The organism is Chondromyces crocatus (genome assembly GCF_001189295.1).
In the GTDB taxonomy this organism is placed as follows: domain Bacteria; phylum Myxococcota_A; class Polyangia; order Polyangiales; family Polyangiaceae; genus Chondromyces; species Chondromyces crocatus.
Genome location: NZ_CP012159.1, coordinates 9,993,185 through 10,011,638 on the forward strand (window position 1 = coordinate 9,993,185; position 18,454 = coordinate 10,011,638).

The window sequence follows — 18,454 nt, forward strand, 5'->3', positions numbered from 1 at the left end:
ACGCAGGCCCCGAAGTTTTGGGGGGCGTGTTTCCTCCGAGGGAACGCAGGCCCCGAAGTTTTGGGGAGCGTGTTTCCTCCGAGGGAACGCAGGCCCCGAAGTTTTGGGGAGCGTGTTTCCTCCGAGGGAACGCAGGCCCCGAAGTTTCGGGAAGGGTGTTCCTTCGAGGGAACGCAGGCCCCGACGTGCTGGCGGGGCGAGTTCCTTCGAGGGAACGCAGGCCCCGAGGTCAGGTGCGCATTGGCGAGACAAGGCGGAGGCGCATGTCGACCTTCGGATGCGCCTTCGCGTGAGCGAGTCCCCTTTCGAGAGGCGGGCTCATCATTGCAGCGCATCGACCCGCGTCAGGAATTCCCCGTAGTTCATTGACAGGACATCCCGAAGAAACGGCCTCACTATAACCAGCCGTCCACACGGATATCAGCTCACTGCTTATCGATATCGACTTTCAGCTAACCAGCAATGAGGATTTGTCCATTCTGCTCGGACCCAATCATCAAGAAAACGCATCTGCGCAGGCAAAAATGCGAATGAGAGGGTTACGATCCGTCGACTGTTACGTATATACCCGTCCCGACAGGAGGTTATCCATGCGTACGACTATTTGGCTTGCGGTGTGTGTTGCAGTGGGCTCGCTCGGCTTGGCCGCCGGTTGCGGTGGCGATGACGACGGCGGCAGCGGCGGCAGCGGCGGCGGTACGACCACCACCACCACGACCACCACCACGACCACCACCACGGACACGAATACGGGCGGCGGCGGCCAGGGTGGCCAGGGTGGCGAGGGCGGCAGCGCGGCCGAGCAGTTCAGTGTCCGCCTCGCCGGCACGGATTTCGGCCCGCACAATGGTCAGACCATTTACCTGCGCGCCCAGTCGCAGGAGGACAGCATGGTCGTCGAGCTCGGCAATGCCGTGGTGGCGAATGACGAGTTCTCCATCGACGGGGATCTCGAAGGCGGGAAGTCCTACACGCTGCTCTACTTCGCCGACCAGAATGCGAACGGCGCCTGCGACGAGGCACCGACGGATCACGTCTGGCAGATCGACATCGGCGCGCTGACCGCCGACCACGTCGAAGACGTCGTGCACAACACCAACTTCGCGGCTTGCATCAATCCCTGATCGCGAGCCGAGAGCACGAATCCACACCGCCCTGGTGGTGAGGATCTGAAAACGACGAGGGCGTCAGCGACATGTGCGCTGCGCCCTCGTTTTTTTGCGCTTTCGTCTCGTCTGGAGCGGGCGGCGAGCGACGCTCCTGGAGGCGGCGAGCGACATGGCTCCACGCCACCGCACCGAGCCTCTCCCGCGCGCCCCCCGGGGACCGCCTCGCCCCCCCCTGTCTCGCCCTCTCGGAGGCGAGCTCCAGGGAGCTTCAAGCCGCAAGGGGCTGCAACCGATCCCGCAGCTTCTTCTTCGCCCGCGCTTCGAGCTGCCGTGCGCGCTCGCGGGACACACCCAGCCTGCGCCCGATCTCCGCGAGGCTCAGCTCCTCCTCGGGGTCGGCCATCATGCGCGTCTCCACGATGTAGCGCTCGCGCGGGTCGAGGTTCTCCACGGCCTGGCTGAGCTGCTCGCGCATGAGCGCGTCCTCCTCGGCCCGCGAGAAGCGCTCTTCCTGGTCCTGTTCGTCGGCGGGCAAGGTGTCGACCAGCGAGCGGGCGCCGTCCTCGAACACCTTGGTGTCGAGCGAGACGTCACGGGATTCGAGGCGCCGGGCCATCTCGAGGACCTTCTCCGCGGGCGCGCCGAAGCGTTCGGCGAGCATGCGGTCTCCCTCTTCGCCCTCACCCACCAGGCCAGCAATGCGCGCCCGCTCGCGCCGGAGGCGGAAGAACATCTTCGAGCGCAATGGTCCCGAGCCCACCCCGACCAGGCTCCACGAATGGATGACGTGGTTGAGGATGTACGCTCGAATCCAGTAGGCTGCGTATGTCACGAATCGATTTCCGCGGTCCGGATCATACTTGCGGATCGCGTGCACGATACCGAAGTTTCCCTCGGCAATGAGGTCCGCCAGAGGGATCCCATAGCGACGGTAGCTGATCGCGATCGAGACGACGTGCCTCAGGTTGGCCAGCGCGAGGCGTGCGGCTGAGGCTTTGTCACCTTGGTCGCGCCAGCGCCGGGCCAGCTCGCCCTCCTCCTCCCGTGACAGCTCCGGGACATGTCGGACCTGAGCGATGTACTTGGAAACGGCGTTGTGTTCTCGGTCTCGCGAGGTCTGCACGGTGATCCCTTCGAGGGCGCAAGGCCCCGTTCGGCCCCGGATCCGTCGGCGAACCGCCGTGGATTCGGAAAACCAGTCATCGTTCGGGGGGCCGCGCCCCTGGACCCACACGGGCCTGAAATCACTGCGGGTTCGTCAGGGATTCCAGGTGCTTACGCGACCTGACTGACCATCAATGCACCCAGCATGCCGCCCCGGGCGGGCAGCTTATGCACCTCGATCGCGGTCAGGGAGCCCTGCAATGCGAAGTGGTCGCGCACGGAAGCCTGCCCGCGCAGTGTCACCGTCAACCCGTCTGGAGTACCGGGAAGACGGGTGCTCCCCTTGGTTGCGGCTCATCCGTGGAGGGCATATCCCGCTCACGGAATGCCTTGACGGCCAGGGGCTCGACCCCAACGTACGCGGGAGAGATACCGCGCCGTCAGGCGGATGGGGGGAGAGGAGCGCGCTGGGGGGGAGAGAGACGATTCGTTACAGATCGCCTGGTGACGACCGGGCACAGCTGCACGGTCTGGCGCCACGCGCCTGCCACCAGGTGAGGCCTGGCGATGACCGACGGCCGCTCGTCGGTGGGAGCGAGCGGCCGAGAGCGGTCAGACGGAGAAGGACGAGCCGCAGCCGCAGGTGCTCTTCACGCCGGGGTTGTTGAACTTGAACCCGGAGCCGTGGAGCCCCTCCACGTAATCGATCTCGGTGTTCTCGAGGTACTGGTAGCTCAGCGGGTCGACGTAGAGCTTGACTCCACGATCCTCGAACTGCTCGTCCAAGTCGGTCGGCTTGTCCTCGAAGTAGAGGTCGTAAGAGAAGCCAGCGCAGCCCCCACCGACCACCCGCAGACGCAGACCTTGCCCCAGGAGATCTTCCGCGACGGCGATCTCCTTCACTTTCTCGGCGGCCTTATCCGTGATCGTAACCATGACTCGTATATTCCTCCGTCCTCGGCGCGTCGGTCCGGCCGTCACATCGCCAGGCGTGACTAGGATACGCATCCCCAAGGTTCTTCGCCAGTCCCCGCCCTGTCTGGGGTAGATCCTGGAGTTCTCCGCGGCCGACCGCCAGACGTCACGGCCCGGCGCACCAGAGGTATTGCCATGACAGATGCAGGGCGCTCCGCGCTCCTGAACGAGCTCCTCGCCAAGCGCATCCTCATCCTGGATGGGGCGATGGGGACCATGCTCCAGCGCTATCGGCTCGGAGAGGGTGATTACCGCGGGGAGCGGTTCCGCGAGCACGCGCACGACCTCCGCGGGAACAGCGATCTGCTGTCGCTCACCCGGCCCGATGTGGTGCGCGCCATCCATGACGAGTACCTCGAGGCGGGCGCCGACATCATCGAGACGAACAGCTTCACGGCGACGTCCGTGGCTCAGGCCGACTACCGGCTGGAGCACCTGGCGCTGGAGCTGAACGTCCGCTCGGCGGAGATCGCTCGCGCGGCGGCGGACGCCTGGACGGCGAAGACGCCGGATCGGCCCCGTTTCGTGGCCGGCTCGATCGGGCCGATGAACCGCAGCCTGTCCATCTCGCCCGACGTGAACAACCCGGCCCTCCGGTCGGTGACGTTCGACGAGGTGCGCGAGGCCTACGCGACGCAGGTGCGCGGGCTCCTGGACGGCGGGGCGGACATCCTCCTCGTGGAGACCATCTTCGACACGCTCAACGCGAAGGCGGCGCTGTACGCCGTCGAGGAGGTCTTCGCCGCCCGAGGGCACCGCGCGCCGGTGATCATCAGCGTCACCATCACCGATCAGAGCGGCCGTACTCTCTCCGGGCAGACCATCGAGGCCTTCTGGGCCAGCGTGGAGCATGCGCGCCCCCTCGCCGTCGGTCTGAACTGCGCGCTCGGGGCGGCCCAGCTCCGCCCGTACCTCGTCGATCTCGCCAAGGCCGCGCCCACGGCGCTGAGCTGCTACCCCAACGCCGGCCTGCCGAACGCGTTCGGCGAGTACGACGAGGAGCCGCCCACCACCGCCGCGCTGCTCCGTGAGTTCGGGGAGGCCGGGCTGCTCAACGTGGTCGGTGGCTGCTGCGGGACCACGCCCGACCACATCCGCGCGATCGCCAAGGCCGTCGCCGATGTGCCGCCGCGCCCCGTGCCCAGGCCGAGCGCGGAGATCCGCAACACGCGCTACAGCGGCCTGGAGCTGCTCACGCTGACGCCCGAGACCAACTTCAGCATGATCGGCGAGCGGACCAACGTCACGGGTTCCGCCAAGTTCATGGAGCTGATCAAGAAGGAGGATTACTCCTCCGCGCTGAGCGTGGCGCTCGATCAGGTGCGGGGCGGGGCGAACATCCTCGACGTCAACATGGACGAGGGGATGCTCGAGTCCGAGAAGGCGATGACCACCTTCCTGAACCTGATCGCCACCGAGCCCGAGATCGCGCGCATCCCGATCATGGTCGACAGCTCGAAGTGGACGGTCCTCGAGGCAGGCCTCAAGTGCGTGCAGGGCAAGGGGATCGTCAACTCGATCAGCCTCAAGGAGGGTCCCGAGGACTTCCTCCGCAAAGCGCGCACGATCCGTCATTACGGCGCCGGTGTGGTGGTGATGGCGTTCGACGAGGTCGGTCAGGCCGAGACCGTGGAGCGCAAGGTGTCCATTTGCCAGCGGGCCTACAAGCTGCTGACGGAGGAGGTGGAGTTCCCGCCCGAGGACATCATCTTCGATCCCAACGTGCTCGCGATCGCCACGGGCATCGAGGAGCACAACGAGTTCGCGAAGAACTTCATCGAGGCGGCGCGGCTCATCAAGAAGACCTGCCCCGGCGCCCGCATCTCGGGCGGCATCTCGAACCTGTCGTTCTCGTTCCGCGGCAACAACGTGGTGCGCGAGGCGATGCACTCGGCGTTCCTCTTCCACGCCATCCGCGCCGGGCTCGACATGGGCATCGTCAACGCGGGCCAGCTCGCGGTCTACGAGGACATCCCGAAGGAGCTGCTGGAGCGGGTCGAGGATGTGCTCTTCAACCGGCGCGCCGACGCGACCGAGCGGCTCGTCGAGCTCGCCGAGCAGGTGAAGGGCAAGGGGAAGAAGAAGGAACTCGACCTGAGCTGGCGCCAGGGCACGGTCGAGGAGCGCCTGAGCCACGCCCTGGTGCAGGGCATGGTCGACTACATCGAACAGGATACGGAGGAGGCGCGGATCAAGTACGGCCGGCCGATCCTGGTGATCGAGGGGCCGCTCATGGACGGCATGAAGGTCGTCGGGGAGCTGTTCGGGGCGGGGAAGATGTTCCTGCCGCAGGTGGTGAAGAGCGCGCGCGCCATGAAGCGGGCGGTCGCCCACCTGATGCCGTTCATGGAAGCCGAGAAGCAGGCCGGGGGCGCGTCGAGCCAGGGGAAGGTGCTGCTCGCCACGGTGAAGGGCGACGTGCACGACATCGGCAAGAACATCGTGGGCGTGGTGCTCGGCTGCAACAACTACGAGATCATCGACCTCGGGGTCATGGTGCCGGGGGACAAGATCCTCCAGGCCGCCATCGACCAGAAGGTGGACATCATCGGGTTGTCTGGCCTGATCACGCCCTCGCTCGACGAGATGGTGAGCGTCGCTCAGGAGATGACCCGTCGCGGGATCGATCTGCCGTTGCTCATCGGTGGTGCCACGACGAGCCGCCAGCACACGGCGGTGAAGATCGCGCCTGCGTACACGGGGACCACCGTCCACGTGCTCGACGCCTCTCGGGCCGTCGGGGTGGTGTCGGCGCTGCGCGATCCGGTGAAGCGCGTGGCGCACGACGCGACGAACCGCGAGGAGCAGGCGCGGCTGCGCGATCTCTTCGCGCAGAAGCGCGTGCGGCCCGTCGTGTCGCTCGCACAGGCGGAAGCGGGGCGGCCGAATTTCGCCTGGCGCGAGGAAGACATCCCCACGCCGTCGTTCCTCGGGCGGCGTGAGATCGAGGTACCGATCCAGGAGATCGTCCCCTACATCGACTGGACGTTCTTCTTCACCGCGTGGGAGCTGCGGGGCACGTTCCCCGCGATCCTGCAGCACCCCGAGTACGGCCCTACGGCGCGCGATCTCTACAAGAACGCGCAGAGCATGCTCCAGCAGATCGTGGACGGGCGACAGCTGACGGCGCGAGGGGCCTACGGGTTCTGGCGCGCCAACGCCGAGGGTCGGGACATCGTGCTCTACGACGACGACGCGCGTGAACGCGAGCAGCTGCGCTTCAACATGCTCCGCCAGCAGCAGCAGAAGGTCGGCGCCGAGACGGGCAAGCCGTTCGCTTGCCTGAGCGACTTCGTCGCGCCCCGGGAGAGCGGTCTCCACGATCACATCGGCGCCTTCGCCGTCACGGCCGGCCTCGGGCTCGACGCGCTGGTGCGCCACTACGAGGCGCAGCACGACGACTTCCAGGCCATCATCGCGAAGGCGCTGGCGGACCGTCTCGCGGAGGCCTTCGCCGAGCTGCTCCACCAGCGCGTGCGCAAGGAGTGGGGCTACGGGCGGGAGGAAAAACTCACGAACGACGAGCTGATCGACGAGAAGTACCGCGGCATCCGCCCTGCGTTCGGCTACCCGGCGTGCCCCGATCACACCGAGAAGCGCAAGCTCTTCGGGCTCCTCGATGCGGGCGCCGTGGGCATCGAGCTGACGGAGAACTTCGCCATGCTGCCCGCCGCCAGCGTCAGCGGGATCTACCTGGCCCACCCGCAGGCCCGCTACTTCAACGTGGGCCGCCTCGCCGAGGATCAGGTGACCGATTACGCAGCGCGCAAGGGCATGAGCGTCGCAGAAGTCGAGCGCTGGCTGGGCCCGAACCTGGGCTACGAGCCGAAAACCACCAGCCCCCAGGCCACAGCGGGCAGCGTGCCGGAGCGGGTCTCCGAGGTCGCCTGAGGCACAAAAGCCTCGGGCCGCCCCCTCTGGATTCTCACACCCCGCCTTCGCCTGTTCTCGTAAGCTGTTCGTGTGCAGCTCAAGGTCAACCTCGCCCTCGCGCTATCCAGCGTGGTCCTCGCCGCCTCTGCGGCCTCCTGCTCCGTCTATGACGACAAACTCGTAGGCCCGGGGGGTTCGGGCCAGGGAGGCGACACACCAGGGAACACGGGCGGTGGTGGCTCGGGCGGCGACGGCGGCGCTGGCGGCAGCACCGGCGGAGGAGGACCGGGCGGCAACGGTGGCGCCGGCGGGGACCCGCAGTGCAGCACGCCGGCGCAGTGTCCGGGTGAGGACACCACCTGCGCGACGCGTACCTGCGTCGGGGGTGTGTGCGGCGTCGACGCCGCCCCCGAAGGGACCGTCGTGGATCCCCAGGTAGCGGGTGATTGCCAGGTGCTCCGCTGTGATGGCGCTGGCGCGGCTGTCGCCACGCCCGACGATACGGACCTGCCCGACGACGGCAACGAGTGCACGACCGATACGTGCAGTCAGGGGACGCCGGTCCACACGCCGCAGGTCGACGCGGCCTGTACCCAGGGTGGGAACTACTGCAACGCGGCGGGGGATTGCGTCGCTTGCACGCTGGGCGCTCACTGCCCGAGCGGCGTCTGCGGGGCGCAGTTCACGTGCGCGGCGCCCGCCTGCGACGACATGGTGCGGAACGGGATGGAGACGGACGTCGACTGTGGCGGCCCCGACTGCGGTCCTTGTGCGACCGGCCAGGTCTGCGGCGCAAATGCGGACTGCGTGGGCGGCCTCTGCGCCGGGACGTGCCAGGCCACCTGCTCCGATACGATGCAGAACAACGGCGAGACCGATGTCGACTGCGGTGGCGCGAACTGCAGCGCCTGCGCCATCGGCAAGCGCTGCGCGAGCGCTTCGGACTGTGTGTCCGGCGTCTGCGGCTCCGACGGCGTGTGTCAGCCCCGGGTGGTCATCAGCGAGGCGCGCAGCCGTGGTCTCGGCGGCGCGAACGATGACTTCCTCGAGATCTACAACCCGATGAGCGTGCCGGTGGTGCTCGACAACCAGTGGAAGATCGAGGCCCGCGGCTCGGACGCCCAGAACTACACGACGCGCTGGACGGGAAGCGGAGCGACGCTCCCTCCCCATGGGCACTTCCTGATCGGCGGCTCTGCCTACACCCAGATGCCCACCCGCGACGCCGCCCTGAGCAGCGGCCTCGCCGACGCGGGCAGCGTGCGTCTGGTCCACGCGAACCAGGTGCTCGATGCGCTCTGCTACTACACCACCCCCGCCACGCTCACCCAGCTCCAGAACGGCGTGAACTTCAGCTGCGAACAGACGCCCATCCAGAACCCGACGGGCACCAGCAACGTCGATCGGAGCCTGGAGCGCATGCCCGGGGGCGCGGCCGGCAACGGGACGGACACCAACAACAACAGCGCCGACTTCGCCCCGCGCGAACCCGCCTTCCCGCAGAACCTCGCCAGCGCGCCCACGCCCTGACCCGCGCTGCCACGCCGTGGTAGAGTCGCTGCGGACGCCAGGCGGGGAGAGCAGGATGAACGGGATTTCCACGCGAGCGAGGCCAGCGTTGCTGGTCGTGATGACCACGGTGCTCGGCCTCGGGTGCGACTTCGAGGTCGCAGACTACCCCTCGCAGGCCGAGCTCTACGACAAGCCCACGCCCGAGTACAAAGTCGAGCACCGTCAGTACGAAGGGTTCGTCCTGGCCACGCCGAGCGGCGACTCGTTCATGGCCAAGGTCGGCGACGAGGGCATCATCGGCTACGACATGTTCCTCGGCCGCAAGGTCAACGTCGGCCGTTACCGCGACGGCACGGATCGCGCCCTCCGTGGGCACGCTTTCGGCCAGTGGCTCGATCTCAAGGTGGAGAAGGGCCGCGTCCACGGGATCTTCAACGGGATGAGCCCCCTCGACATCACCACCACCCGCGAAGGCGACGCGCTGCGGGTGAAAGGCCTCGTGCGGGGATACGACGCGGACTTCGTGGTGGCCGACAAGCGGATGGTCGGCTCCTTCGGGCGCTGCACGTACGACGTGGCCGGTGAGGGAGGCGCCATCTACGAGGGCGTCACGTCGTGCCTCGGCCGCAAGCAGAAGGTCCTGATCAAGCTCCCGAAGGAGCTGTCCCGCTGGAGCGATGCCGAGCAAGGCGCCGCGCTCGGGCTGCTGCTCGGCGGACGCTGATCACGGCGCGCCCGCGACCAGCCCGCGTGACGGACGCTGATCGCAGCACACCCGCAACCAGCCTCGTCGCTCAGCGCCCTGGCGGGCCGTTCTTCATCACGAACTCCACCTGCATCTCCGGGACGGGTGGCCCTCCAGGGGTCATCAGCGGCGGCACCACGCGCCCGTAGGCCGTCAGGGTGTCACCCCGCTGGGCCTTGACCTCCATGCCGTGGACCAGCCGCGCGGAGCACTCGGTCCCGCCTTTGCAGCCCGAGGTCGCCGGCGCTGACAGAAGCAGCACGGTCGAGGCTCCCTGGCGCCGCATCTCGAGCACCTCGCCCGTGAGCACCACCGCCTTGCCCACCTGGCCTTGCACGTCCGAGAACAGTTCGGCCCAGCCCACCGGGTTCTGCTCGAAGAACTCCTTGGCGGCCGTCTCCAGGCGGTCCACCCGGCGCACCGAGATCTTCACGATGCGCGGGGCCATCCCTTCCAGCTTCGCGCGCACGGCGAACTGCGTCGAGCCCACCGAGGACACGTTCATCTCGTGCCGGAAGGTCCCGTCGTCCTGCACGGGGATGGGGTGCGTGCCGGCGAAGATCTTCGCGCCCTTCGCGGTGCGGCCTTCGAGCACGAAGCTCTCTTTCTCGATCACGACGCTCGGGCCAGGGGCGTCGATGCGGAGCTGGACGATGCCCACGGAGACGCTCACCACGCCCTGCTCCCGCGGGCCGTCGACCGGCTTGACGGTGTAAGGGATCTGTCGCGCCAGTGTGCGCGGTTCGTCGGCAGGGCCGTTGATCGCGTCGGACACGTCGATGACTTCCACCGCACGGCCGTCGCTGAGCGGGATGACATTGCCCCCGAGGGTCACTTCGGTGCCCGCAGCAGCCTCGATCGCCACCTGGATCGCAGGCCGCTCGCCTTGCAGGGTGCCCAGGTCGGGCGAGATCCGGTAGGCGACGTTCACCGTGACGCCGAGGGTCTCGTCCCGCCCACTGCCGGGCCGGTCGAGGGCGATCTTCAGGCGGTTCGGGCCCACGGGGAGGGCGGTCGGTAGCGGGACCTGCGCCGTCCCGTCGGCGGCCGTCGCTTGCGCCGTTCCCACGGAGACGACCGTCCCATCCGGGCAGGTCGGGCACCGCACCTCCAGCACCTCGTTGCCGTTCGCGTCTTCGCGGGCCTGCGCCGTCACGGGGGGCGGGTCGGGCCAGAGGACCACGAACAGGACCGAGGCCACGGCAATCACGGCGCCCGCGAGGATCAGCCACAGCGCCTGGCGCGAAGCCTTCCCCCCCTTCGCCGGCTTCGCTCCCGGGATGAGCCGCGCTCGCCGCGGATCGAACCGCAGCTTTCTCGGCACCTTGACGGTGGGCGAGTGGCGGGGGGCCAGCGTCGCGCCCAGCTCCTGGAACGTGTCGTCCACGGTCGGCTCCACCCCGTCCCAGGTCGGAGCCAGTGATTCCTGCTCCAGGTCGCTCTCCCCGGCCAGGCCAGGCGCGGTCGGCGCGATGCCGGGGCGCGCGACGCCGAGCAAGGTGCCCGAGCCGTTTCCTTCCGCGGGGAGATCGGGGAGCAGGCCCGCGCCGGCCCCACTCGCTCTGGGCGGTGGCACCACGTCCTGCGCGGCTTCGCCTTGCGACGAGGGCGACGCATTCGACGACACGAACATGCCCGCCGGCGCCACGTTCCTCGGCTGGGAGGGCGACGCTGGAGGAGGGGGGGGCTGCGCCGCTCCGCCCGCTGGAGCCGGCTGACCGAGCAGGGTGCCATCCTGCGATCGCTGAGGGATGACTTCTCCGCCGAGTCGCGCAGGGGTCCCGGCCGTCATCGTGGTGACCAGGGGACGTTCCGCGGAAGGCGTTTGCGCCACGAGCGACCCCGCAGGCGGCGTGGGTCGACGGGCGGCAGCCGGGAGAGGGGGGGGCCCGCCAGCCCGTGAAGCGGCGCCTCCCACCGCGGGCATCCCGGGCGTGGATGCCGAGCTGGGACGCGAGGTCGCGCCGCCCACCGCAGGCATTCCGGGCGTGGATGCGGACCGCCGCGCCGGGAGTGCGCCGCCCACCGCGGGCATCCCGGGCGTGGATGTCGACCCGGAGCGCGAGGTCGCGCCGCCCACCGCAGGCATCCCGGGCGTGGATGCGGACCGCCGCGCCGGGGGTGCGTGTACGGCTTGCGAGCCGGCCGCGGGGGTGGGGTGTCGACCCGGGGGAGATGCCGCTGGCGACGGGGCTGACGCCTCCTTGGCGGCGTCCTCGGGGGAACGCGCCGGAGGCATTCCGAGCATCGTGCGTTGCCCGGCACGACCTGGCGCGATGGGGGCGTCGACCGGCGAAAGTCCCTTCGGCAGCACCTCGGCCGCCGCGAGCCCCATCATCGTCCGCGAGTTCGCGCGGGTGGGCGGAGGTGTGACGGCGCGGCGCGCTGGGAGGCCTTGCAGGTTCTCTCCGCACAAAGGGCAAGCGGCGGCGCCATCTGGAATCGCCTTGCCGCACTGCGGGCAGTACATGACCGCGCATGCTAGCGAGGAACTGTCGCGAGGTCAGCAGAGCGCGGCGCACTCTCGACGGTGCACCGCGCAGAAGGGGGCCGATCGCGTGCTCACGCCGCGCGCGATGCGAGAGCCCCCCTCGCCATCGGGAGACGTTCGCCCGGCTCTCCAGAGCCAGGGCGACCGGGACGGCTCACTGGACGGTGTAGGCCACCGTGCCGCCGCAGCTCCCCTGGGAGTAGCAGCCAGCCCGGATCACGAACGAGCCGCCAGCGCCCGGGGGCACCGTGTACGAGAAGTACGATGCGAGGCCACAAGCGTCGTCATTGCCGGCGACCGCGATCCCATTGCCATCGTACAGCCGGAGGAACGTGTCGCCGCTCGATACCGACGCGCCGGGCACGCTGCACGTCCCGACGTTGATCGTCTGACCTGCCGCGATCGTGACGGCGTGATTCACCGTGTTCACGGTGGCCGAGCTGGTATTCGAGGCGGAATACGAGAACGAGCCGCCGCTCTGGCCGTTGCAGGGCTCGCACTGAGAGCCACCGCAATCGATGCCGGTCTCCTCGCCATTCTGCACGCCGTCGTCGCAGGTCGTGTAACAGAGCGCGAGCAGCGGCCGCTCGCTGGTCGTCAGGTTCTCGCTGCTGCGGAACTCCGAGCGCGAGCTGTCCGAGGGCGCATCGATCGCGACGCCGTAGTTCGACACCGTCCCGCTCACCCAGTCCTGCGCCAAAGCGCGGACGTCGACCGTCCTGCTGCCGCTGCCACCCCCGCCCACCGCGGTGAAGCTCGCCACGGGGCTTCCATCGATGGCGCCGCCAAAGTTGTTCCAGGTCACCGTGGAGTCCGACCAGGCGCCGGTCACGCGGAGCACGTCCACCGTCGCGCTCGCGCCGTTCTTGAAGAGCTGGTGGAGCGTGAGATCGGCCGACGTCACCGTCGCACCGGCAGGAACCCCGCTCAGATCGAAGCGCAGCAGCGAGCGGCTGTACCCCCCGGCAACCGACGTCCCCGTGCTGACACGCTCATTGACGCCATCGTTCCAGGTCGGCGCGGATTGCCAGAGCGTCGCGTCCTGTACGCTCCCCGAGACGCCTTGCTGCACCTGAATGCAAACTTGTCCGTCTGTGGAGAGCGCTTGATCGTCGGTCGCCACCAGCTCCTTCTCGTCTTCCAACCCCTCTTCCGTGTCCCCCACACACCCCACGCCCCCGACCATCGCCATGGATACACAAGCACCGGCCGCGAAACGAAGCATCCGGATCGACATCGCCCGTCTCCCTCTTCAAGGATTCGATTGCCGCATTGCGCTCAATTGAAAGTCGCAATGAGTTGAACCGAATGAGTACCCCACCAGGGCCGACAAAGTACAGGACATTGGCCGGGCGCCATTCCGCACTCAAGACATCATCGAAATCGCTTCGACGATCAAACCGAAAAAGGTAACGCGCGCGCGGCTGGGGAGTCCAGGACAATGGGGGCGTAACATGCCGCGATCGGGCCGTGAGCGCGCACGCACCACGATAGCGATGATCATGCTCGCGGGGCTCCGTCGCAATCGGGAGAGGCGGAGCGATCATGATTCCAGCACACCGTTCGAGTTCGGACCGAGGGGGCCAGGTCGTGTAGAGTCCGCGCCGAGCCCGACCCCCACGATCGGAACGAGGAAAGGAAGCCTGAACGACATGCCCGAGGTTCACCTGGAGCGAGAAGGCGCGGTGGTCACCGTCGTGCTCGATGACGCGCGGCGCAAGAATGCGATGACGCCCGAGCTCGGCGACGCTCTCGCCGCACGCGTGCTGGAGCTGAAGCGAGACCCGGACCTGCGCGCCGTCGTGCTCACGGGCGCCGGCGACGCGTTCTCGGCCGGTGGCGACCTGGGGATGCTGGAGCGGCTGCGCAAGTCCAGCTTCGCCGAGGCGCGCGCTTTCATGATGGGCTTCTACCAGCGCTATCTGTCCATCACCGAGCTGCAGGTCCCGGTCATCGCGGCCATCCGTGGGCCCGCCATCGGCGCCGGCCTCTGTGTCGCTCTGGCGAGCGATCTGCTGGTCATCGACGAGGAAGCCAAGCTCGGCCTCAATTTCGTGCAGCTCGGCCTGCACCCGGGGATGGGTGCGACGTACCTGGTACCGCGGCGCGTCGGCCCTCAGCGCGCAGCAGAGCTGCTGCTCACCGGGCGCCGGTTCGGCGGGCGCGACGCGGTGGCCTGGGGCATGGCCCTGGAGGCCCTGCCAGGCGCAGAGGTGCTGCCGCGGGCCCAGGCGCTGGCGGCGCAGATCGCCGGGAATGCGCCGCTCGCCGTGCGCGCCCTCAAGATGGAGCTCGGGGTCGACCGGGCTGCGCTGCTCGCCGCGCTGGATCAGGAGGCCCACGAGCAGGCCGTCAGCTACGGGAGCGCCGATCTCGAAGAGGGGCTGCGCGCGGTCGTCGAGAAGCGGAAGCCGTCGTTCTCGGGGGTCTGAACGTCGCCGCCGTCGGGGTGCGCTCCGCCTGCGCCACGCTCATTCGGAAGAGGTCACGGACGCGCAGCAGCGGAAGCCCAGGTGGTAGTTCCCGTGGCTGTTGTGGTCCTTGATCTTGGTGGCGTGCCAGTCCGGGGCGCGCCAGCGGCAGTCGTCGGGGTGCGCCTCGAAGCCGGAGAAGATGAACCAGCTCCCCTTCATCTCTGTGTAGCCCATGCCGCCGGCGCTGGTCAGCTCCTGGGGGCGGGTGGGGAGGTTCATGTGCTCGGCGACGTTGCCGTGCTGATCGTAGACGCCGAGGGGGCTCACGCAGCCCGGGAACGCGCCTGACGGGTAGGCGTTGGTGCCGCAGCGGCGCCAGCCTCCCGAGGTGCAGCCCTTGGTCTTCCGGCTGGCCGTCGCGCAGCGAGCGTGGTTCTTCTCGGAGCCATAAGCCCAGGTGATCTCGCGCTTGTCGTTGTGGCGATGGCGCGAGATCTTGCGCTCCTTGCCGAAGGCGTACTCGTCTTCGGGGGCGTGGAGCGCGCCGGCACAGCCGCCTTCCCACTCGTGCGCGTCACAGAGGCGCTTGCCCACGGCGGTGCACAGCTCGGCGGCCTCGCGGGCCGTCGCCCACACGACGGGGTGCTCGCAGGGGATGTTGGGGAACTCGTAGCGGTCGATGCAAGCGCGGGCGTCGGCTTCGGTCTGGCCCGCGGCAGGATCGTAGAGAGGGACCATGTTCGGGGCGCCGCACACGGGTTTGTCGGCGTCGACGACGCCGGCGCGTTCGCGGGCTTCACGGCACTCGCGTCGGGTCATGGCGTACTTCGCGAGCGCCGGGTTGCCCTGCCCGAGGACCTTGGAGCGCGCGAAGATGGCGCGCACCGCGGAGAGCTTCTGGTCGTCGAGCCGCAGGACGGCGGTCATGCGTCGGTAGAGGGCCTCGCGCTGGGCCTCCAGGGTGGTCGGGTAGAGCTCTTCTTCGGGAAGAGGGGGAGGTGGCGTGGCGGCGGCGGCAGCGTCCGTCCCCGGATCGGCGACGGCCGAGGACGCGGGAGGGGTGGCGCTGCTCGCAGGCACCGTCGACGGTGAGGACCCTCCCAGGACCGAGGCGAGCGAGGCGCTGGCGGCTCCTGGAGCGTCAGGGGTGCCAGCGTCACCAGGGGCCTCGCGGCAGCCCGCGAGGGCGAGGGCGACGAGCGAGGCGAGAGCAGGGACGGCGCGAGGAAAAAACCGAGGCAAGTGCATGGGATACGAGGGGGGCGAGGGCACCATGGAGCGGGGTCGACGGGGGCGTCAAGGGCAGCGCCACGCGGCGTCCGTCCGGCAGCAGGCCGCCTCCCGAGGTCGCGTTGCAGAGGACTTGGCCCGGGTGCGAGACCCGCGCTAGCTCCGAGCGGAGCATGCTTGCGAAGCGCATTCCTTCGAGGCCCACCGTGCGAGGCGGCACATGACCGACGCCTGCGTCACCTTGGAGGAAGTCCTGGCCGCCGCTGCGGGGCGCTGCGCCTCGCTGGTGCCAGAGACGGCGGGCTACCTGACTCTGGCCATCGCGGATGCGACCTCCAGGCTCCCGCTCTCGATCGAGGACGCGGGGGTGCTGCTGACCACCGAGGGGACGGTGACCATGGCGCGGCGAGGTTCGCCGGTTGCCGGGCCGGAGTCGGCACGCGCGCTGAGGGGCGTGCTGGCGCGGTTGCTCGCCGTGTCGTCGGGGATGACGATGGCCGGCCTCGGCGTCGCGGCGCGGCCTCGGCAGGAGTCGGAGCGTGGCGCCGACGCGGTGGTCGAGGAGCTGGAAGCCGCGTTGATCCCGGTGAACCGCAGCGCCGCACGGCGGTCCCTGGCCAGGCTCGCCCGCGAGACCGCCCGCGCCCGTGAGTCGGGTCGACTCCAGCGCGCGCTCCGCACCATGCGGCCCGTTGCCCCGGTGGCCCAGGTGCCGTCGGCCGTACAGCCGGCTGTGCAGGTGCTGGTTGCGCCGATGCCGGCTCAGCAGGCCGTCGGCGGTGGGGTGGCGGTGGGTGAGGCAGCGGTCGTGGCGGCGCTCTCGCTCCAGGCCGCTGCGCCTCAAGGAGCGCCTGATGCAGCGCCCGTCGCGCCCGTCGTATTCCAGGCCCCTCCTGCTGCGGCACCCGTCGCGTTCCAGACCGCTCCTGCAGCCGTCCCCGCCGCGCCCGTCGCGTTCCAGGCCCCTCCTGCTGCGGCACCCGTCGCGCCCGTCGCGTTCCAGGCCCCTCCTGCTGCCGTCCCCGCCGCGCCTGTCACTTTCCAGGAGGCGCCCGCCGCGGCCGAGATTCCGCCCCTCGACGTTCAAGGAGCTTCTGTCATCCCACAGCCGTCGCCTCGGCTGGTGCCGACGCTCGTACAACCGGCGTCGTGGAAGGCAGGTCCCGAGGACGACGTACCGACCGAACTGCCCGCGGAAGCTGCCGTCGTGGTCCCCACGAGGGTGGGAGAGGCGGCATCCAGCGAGGAGACGGCATCGCCAGTCGTCCTGAAGCACTCGGTCGAAGACGAGATCCCGACGGAGCTTCCGTCACAGGTGATCCCCGTCTTTACGGACGAGGTCTCCGCGGCGACGACGTCAGCCTTCGAGCAGCGTTCTTCGGCGCCCGACACGGAGCCCGAGCACGACGTGTCGGTTCTCGACGTCGAGCTGGGGGCTGAGCAGGTCGGTCTCGCGGACGAGGCGGCTCTGTTCGAGGCCCTGGAGGAACCTCCCGCCCTCACCGACGCCGCGCCCTCCGTGGTCGAGATCGCCACGGACTCGGTCGAGATGGCTCCCTTTGCGTTCGAGGCAGCTCCGGAAGATGTCTGGGTAGAACCGGAACCGTCCGCCGTCCCGGCGTCGGCAGCGCTCGATGCAGCGCAGTCAGCCGTTCCGTGGATCCAGGGGACACCTGCGCCGCGGCCGGCCGTCATGACGCCTGCGCCCGAGAGTGCAGAGCCCGGACGAGAGGAGCTGACGCCATTTCTCGGCTCGGTCGTGCGGCCCCTGGAGGTGATGCCTCGCATGCGCATCGAGGCGACGCCGTTGCCGTCGTCGGGCCTCGTGGGTCGCGACGCGCCGCAGGTGACGCCCGAACCGACGCCCACGGCGCTGGGAATGCCCTGGGTGGAGATCGGTGTCCGCGCCGAGGAGGAGCCGGCCGCTCCCACCTTCCTCGACGTTGTCACCGCCTTCGAACCGCCAGCTCGACTCACGCCCCTTCCCGACGTCGTCACGCCGTCCCCCGGCTCGCTCACGGTCATCCCGACAGGAGGGGTGACGCCCGCTCCGATGACGGTCACAGAGGCGCGCAGCGTCACGCCGGCGCCGGTGACGACAGGCCAGGCGAGGCAGGCCACGCCCGCCCCCGCGATGGCCGAGCCGACACCAGCTCCCTGCTCGGCGACCCTCCCGACCTCGCCGAGCGACGACCCGCAGGCGGTGTCCAGTCGAGCGCAGGGAGCCGAGACGGACACTTCGCGAGGGACACTGCCCACGCTGGACGGGGAGTACGCGCGGAACGAGGCGGGCGCACGCGAGGCGATGGCGCACGAAGCCCATGAGGCGATGGCGCACGAAACCCACGAGGCGGTGACCTGCGTCCCCGGCGACGTGGAGGTGTCCGAAGCCTACGACCGGGAGGACCTCCAGAGAGGCTCACGCTTCGACGCCGGCACCAGCGAGGAGATGGGGACGGGACCAGAGCCGGTGCTGACACCGACGGCTGCGCTCCTCCAGGTTGCGGTCGCGTCGGCCGACCGGAGCCCGGTGGCGCCCGAAACGCCCACGCGGGCCGACGAGCTGCTCGCGCACTTCGGTCGAGGCGACGAGGACCCGATGCGTCGCACCGCGGCGCGCACGCTGAAGGCGCTCGCAGGGCTCGATCTCACGGCGACACCGCCCCCGCTCGCAGGGTTCACGCTCGTCGAGCCGGCCCGGAGGAGCGCTGCGGGGCAGGATCTCTCGGTCGAGGAGGTCCCCCATGAGACGGCCTCGCTCGCGCCTCCGTCCCCGCTCGTGCCGACGGCGGTGCTGGCTTCGACGACGCGGCCCAAGCGGTCCCTCTGGCGGGCGCTCCTGGCCCTGATGCTGGTCGGCGCCGGGCTGGCGTTCCTGGTCCGGCCAGGGCTCCTCGACGTTCTCGTCGACTCCGCCACGGCGGCGTCTCCGTGACCGCTGGGCTGCGGGGAGCGCGCCGCAGGCCCGCTGGCGCGGTCCCGAGCGAGAGCGATTGACGCT

Annotated in this window: 11 protein-coding genes; 6 read left to right on the plus strand and 5 right to left on the minus strand. The window is 69.3% G+C overall.

What is annotated here, in order from left to right; translation table 11 throughout:
- Positions 1-590 precede the first annotated feature (590 nt).
- Positions 591-1,124 carry a hypothetical protein gene (locus tag CMC5_RS36145; RefSeq protein WP_156339120.1) on the plus strand — a complete coding sequence of 178 codons (534 nt, stop codon included), beginning with the start codon at positions 591-593 and terminating at the stop codon, positions 1,122-1,124.
- A gap of 253 nt (positions 1,125-1,377) precedes the next feature.
- Here CMC5_RS36145 and CMC5_RS36150 read toward each other — a convergent pair whose 3' ends face one another.
- The gene (locus CMC5_RS36150; protein ID WP_050434669.1) at positions 1,378-2,232 is read right to left on the minus strand and encodes a sigma-70 family RNA polymerase sigma factor; all 855 of its coding nucleotides are present in this window, start codon (positions 2,230-2,232) and stop codon (positions 1,378-1,380) included.
- Between the two features lie 593 nt (positions 2,233-2,825).
- Positions 2,826-3,149, minus strand: a complete 324-nt coding sequence (erpA, locus tag CMC5_RS36155) for an iron-sulfur cluster insertion protein ErpA (RefSeq protein ID WP_050434670.1) — start codon at positions 3,147-3,149, stop codon at positions 2,826-2,828.
- 174 nt (positions 3,150-3,323) lie between these two features.
- On the opposite strand from erpA, the gene metH reads away from it, so the two are divergent.
- The 3 genes from metH (at position 3,324) to CMC5_RS36170 (ending at position 9,297) form a co-directional block, all read left to right on the plus strand.
- The gene (metH, locus tag CMC5_RS36160; protein ID WP_050434671.1) at positions 3,324-7,079 is read left to right on the plus strand and encodes a methionine synthase; all 3,756 of its coding nucleotides are present in this window, start codon (positions 3,324-3,326) and stop codon (positions 7,077-7,079) included.
- 72 nt (positions 7,080-7,151) lie between these two features.
- A complete protein-coding gene (locus CMC5_RS36165; RefSeq protein ID WP_050434672.1) occupies positions 7,152-8,591 on the plus strand; it encodes a lamin tail domain-containing protein in 1,440 nt (479 codons plus the stop codon).
- A gap of 55 nt (positions 8,592-8,646) precedes the next feature.
- A complete protein-coding gene (locus CMC5_RS36170; protein ID WP_156339121.1) occupies positions 8,647-9,297 on the plus strand; it encodes a hypothetical protein in 651 nt (216 codons plus the stop codon).
- Positions 9,298-9,367: 70 nt separating this feature from the next.
- Here CMC5_RS36170 and CMC5_RS36175 read toward each other — a convergent pair whose 3' ends face one another.
- A complete protein-coding gene (locus CMC5_RS36175) occupies positions 9,368-11,788 on the minus strand; it encodes a zinc ribbon domain-containing protein (protein WP_156339122.1) in 2,421 nt (806 codons plus the stop codon).
- A 175-nt stretch (positions 11,789-11,963) separates the two neighbouring features.
- The gene (locus tag CMC5_RS36180) at positions 11,964-13,046 is read right to left on the minus strand and encodes a DNRLRE domain-containing protein (RefSeq protein WP_156339123.1); all 1,083 of its coding nucleotides are present in this window, start codon (positions 13,044-13,046) and stop codon (positions 11,964-11,966) included.
- Positions 13,047-13,461: 415 nt separating this feature from the next.
- Here CMC5_RS36180 and CMC5_RS36185 point away from each other — a divergent pair, with 415 nt between their 5' ends.
- A complete protein-coding gene (locus tag CMC5_RS36185) occupies positions 13,462-14,241 on the plus strand; it encodes an enoyl-CoA hydratase/isomerase family protein (RefSeq protein ID WP_050436339.1) in 780 nt (259 codons plus the stop codon).
- Between the two features lie 39 nt (positions 14,242-14,280).
- On the opposite strand, the gene CMC5_RS36190 is transcribed toward CMC5_RS36185, so the two are convergent.
- Positions 14,281-15,471 (minus strand): SUMF1/EgtB/PvdO family nonheme iron enzyme, encoded by a 1,191-nt coding sequence (locus tag CMC5_RS36190; protein ID WP_156339124.1) that lies wholly within the window; start codon positions 15,469-15,471, stop codon positions 14,281-14,283.
- Positions 15,472-15,673: 202 nt separating this feature from the next.
- Here CMC5_RS36190 and CMC5_RS36195 point away from each other — a divergent pair, with 202 nt between their 5' ends.
- Positions 15,674-18,388, plus strand: a complete 2,715-nt coding sequence (locus CMC5_RS36195) for a hypothetical protein (RefSeq protein ID WP_050434677.1) — start codon at positions 15,674-15,676, stop codon at positions 18,386-18,388.
- The last annotated feature ends 66 nt before the right edge of the window (positions 18,389-18,454 follow it).